We start from the raw sequence: 4,006 nt of genomic DNA, 5'->3' as shown, positions 1-4,006 counted from the left end.
GCCATGATGATCGACCCGGGTGATAGGGAACATATCCAGGATATTACCAGGGAGATGGCGCAGCGGGATGCCCGCGTCAAGGCTGTATTGCGCCAGGAGCCCTTTGTTCTTTTTAGCAGTATTCCTCCCTTCTCTTTCGATCCCTTTATTATTAGTGTTACCGATTGGGTTGAGCATGTTACCTTGGCAGAAAAGATGGAACGGGGTATGGGGACGGCGGATAAGAGGGAAATAATGAAGAGCCTGGTTGCGATTGTGGAGGCTATAAATAGGAAAAAAATTGTTCACCGGGACCTTAACCCCCGCAATATCATAATCACCGATTCCGGAGAGTCAAAAGTTATGAACTTCGATTACGCCAAGTTAAAGGGGAGTCAGACGGTGGTGTCAGCTTTGGTTGGTAAAGCCGATACCTACAGGGCGCTGGAACTTATTTATTATAAGCCCGGGGCAGTAATCGATTATCATGCCGATCTTTATTCCCTGGGGGTTATTTTTTATGAACTTCTGTGCGGTAAGCCCCTGTTTAGGACTTGGAGTGACAAGCTCGGTTTAAATAGAAGTTCCGCTAAGCTTGATCTTAGCTCCTTTGATGGTGATCCCCGGCGCAAGGGAGAATTAAATGAAGCTTTGCAGTTGCTGCTACATGAGGGATACCCACAAAGAGATGAAGGCTTACGACGCCTTAAGAAGTGGCTGGCATGAGCAGTAGCTTGGACGAATTCTATGCAAACTACCGACTTCTGTCTCCGGACCGGCCGGTAGCCGAAAAAAGCGAGGGGCCGTACATAACTAGGGTCTATCGGGCCCACTGTAGGCGGGATGGGTCTGAGGTAATTGTAAAGCAGAACGTGATTCATGGTGATTCGACCGGTCGTGGCTTAAATGGCATTAATACCATCATTAATCAGCTCAAGCAAGAATATGTTGCCCTTCAACTGCTGAAGGGAAACAAGTATGTTGTTGATCCCCGGGGCTATTTCGAGGATTTTATCAATAGCCGAGAGATGTATATTGTTATGGAGAAGGCCCCCGGTAGGAAACTGGTGGATTATGTGGAGGAAATGGGGCCTCTTCCTGTGAAGACCTTTGTATGTCTGATGCAGGCCCTGCTGGAGGCTGTGGGGGATATGCATCGGAAAGGGATTGTTCATCGCGATCTGTCCTATACGAATATTTTTGTGGATGCTGACCCAGGGCGTAGTACCCTGGGAGGGATAAAAATAATTGATTTTGGTCTGGCCTACATCCGAGGCTATGGCATCCGGCACCGCAGTGCCCTTACAGGCAGTTTTGCGCCCCCGGAAGCTGTGGGACAGGTGCTTCGCCGTGTTACCCCCAGTTATGACATCTACTCCTTGGGGGTTCTTACTTACTACATGCTCAGCGGCAACTTCCCTTACCGGGACGGTTCCCGGGTTTTGCCTCTACTTTGTTCTCACAAAGAGGAGCGTTATTACGTTCCCCTGGAACGCGATGATTTGACCCCAGGTTTGGAGGAGCTGCTTAGAAAATGTCTTCGCTATCGGCCGCGGGAGCGGCCCCAATCGGTGGCGGAGCTGAAATCTATGATTCACAAGCTTAAGAGGGAAAGGAGGCTCTCTTTTGACCGGAACTGAAGGGAACAGCGGCCGGTATAGTGGTGACACCCTCCGGGGCAGGACAGTTGCCAGCCGGGGAGAGGTGACCTTTTATTATGTCTCCAACCAGCAGCAATATTGGAAACTGGCTCACCAGGAGATGTGCCAGGCCAGGTGGCTGTGGGTGGATACCCGCTTTAATCCGCAGCGGAATGAACATCGTTTTTATTTTTATACCGAGAACTTAAAGCTTTCGGCCGTACATATTATCAGCAGACAGCACGGCAATTCATATTTTAGGGTAATTGGGGTCAGCCGAAAAACTGTTCAGGATAGGTTAAGCTCGGTAAGATTTGGGGTTCGGGTTTATTTAGCCGGTTTTACCCCAGTTGTCGGTGAACACTGGCGGATTCCCCGCAACATGAATAGTTTAGACGTGGCGAGAGAAGTTATTAGAATCTCGCAAGAAATAAAAGAGTATACCAGCGATGAACGAGAGGGCGCCGGCATACGTAGAAAAGAGAAGGAACAGGAGTATGCCTGGGGAGAAGCCATCAAGGAGATCATTGCCTTCCAGGATGATTATGAACGGCAGAACACAGCGCCGCAGGTTTTTCGTTATTCTAGCTTTGAGCCGGTTCGGGAACAAAGGATAGTAGGTGTTGCCTATAAATTCCTGATTGCAGAGCGAAACACCCCCCTGGATGAGACTCTTATTAATCAGGAGCTTATCATTTCTTCCTCTGCCGCTTTGGAGCCCGGAGGGGAGCGGATCAAGGGTGCGGTTACTCAGTGCGATCCCCAAGTGCGCTCCATTGTCCTGGGCTTTCAGTCCACAGTGGATTTTGGTAAATTTCCTCCTCAGGGCTATCTGCTAAACACCATGTTCAACGTTACCTATAAGATTCAGGCGAAAGCTGTGGATAGCCTGGTCCAGGGTAAGTCGGTAAATAAGGCGCTGCTGGATATTCTTCTGCGGGACAAGTTCGAAAAGATTGAAATCCCTGCGGACGAATACGTAAAGATCCCCTGGATTAGCGGTTCCAGGCCTGAGAAGCCGCCTCAGGAATTGGCGGTGAACATGGCGCTGAACGTAAAAGATCTGATGCTGGTCCAGGGGCCGCCGGGTACTGGAAAAACGAGTATTATTGTGGAGATGGTCCGCCAATTTATCAAGCGAGGGCAGCGAGTCTTAATTAGCTCGAAAAACAACCTGGCGGTGGATAATGTTCTGGAAAAATGTATCCATGAGAATATTTCCTGCGTACGGCTGGGCCGGGAAGAAAGAGTGAATATCGAAAAGGTTAAGACACGGCTTTTGGATCGGGCGGCGGTAGAGCTGCAAAAGGACATCATTAACAACTGCAGCAGCGAAGAAAGGCAGATTATGGAGCAGCTAGATCAGCAGGAACGGCTGCTTCCGGTGTTCCATGAAAACAAAGAAGAGATTATATCTTATATCCAGGCGGGACGGGAGATAGAGCGCTACCAAAAAAATATGGACAAACGGCTGCGGACAATAAAGCTCATGAGTATTCCTTTTTATCTGGGGGCGCATTTTCTGCGGCTGCTAAATCTATTGCTCCTTCAAAAAGAACGGGCCCAGGCGGCCCGGGAGCGTTACCAGGAACAATTAGCTGCACGGGTAGCCAGCGATCCGAAATACAGGGAATTGAACGCTGCCTATACAGAGCGTACCAGCCAACAGAAGATTATTGCCACAGCATTAGATGAGAAGTTCAAACAAGCAGGGGCCGCGGAAACCTTTTCTTACCGAGAGCTGACAGAGGAGGATTTGGAGAAGGAGATTAGACAGCGAGAGGAACTTGCGGCTAAGTATCGGAACAAACAGAGCATTGTTAAAGAATGGATAAGATCCTTGGAGCAAAGGCAGCAGTCTCTTTATCCTCTCTTGTTAAATTCGGTGATGGTGGTGGGGGCTACTTGTATTGGGATTAACACTAACAGCGTGTTCAAAGATGTGGATTTCGATGTGGCCATAATTGATGAGGCCGGGCAAATTACCATCTTTGACATATTAGTGCCCATGTCCCGAGCCAAGAAAGTAATTTTAATTGGGGACCATATGCAATTGCCCCCGGTATGTGAGGACGGGTTGCTGGAAGAGATCCGGGCCCAGCAGGGAGACCCGATGAACGACTGGGACGATGAAGAGGAAGGACCTGCTTTTGACTACGAACAGGTGCTCAAAATAAGCCTGTTTGAAAACCTTTTTCATTCGTGCCCGGCAGAGAATAAAATAATGCTTGACCGGCAGTTTCGCATGCATCCGCTGATTGCAGATTTTATCTCCCAGGAGTTTTATGGGGGCAACTATAAATCGGGATTAAAGGCTGAGAATCGCGACCCCTCTCTTTTAGGGATAGACTCATTTCGCACTCCTCTCTACTTTATCGATACTCTGG

Annotated in this window: 3 protein-coding genes; all 3 read left to right on the top strand. The window is 49.0% G+C overall.

The genetic code is table 11. From position 1 onward, the window contains the following. A partial coding sequence (locus GX016_00440; protein HHT70030.1) for a protein kinase occupies nt 1-705 on the top strand: 705 nt, incomplete at its 5' end. Further along, a complete protein-coding gene (locus GX016_00435) occupies nt 702-1,619 on the top strand; it encodes a serine/threonine protein kinase (GenBank protein HHT70029.1) in 918 nt (305 codons plus the stop codon). The genes GX016_00440 and GX016_00435, both read left to right, overlap by 4 nt. Beyond that, nucleotides 1,606-4,006 (top strand): AAA family ATPase (locus tag GX016_00430; protein ID HHT70028.1); only part of this gene is annotated, 2,401 nt, incomplete at its 3' end. The genes GX016_00435 and GX016_00430, both read left to right, overlap by 14 nt.

The sequence above is a fragment of the Bacillota bacterium genome (assembly GCA_012837285.1).
Taxonomy (GTDB): Bacteria; Bacillota; DTU030; order DUMP01; family DUMP01; genus DUNI01.
This window is presented reverse-complemented; position numbering and strand designations above follow the sequence as displayed.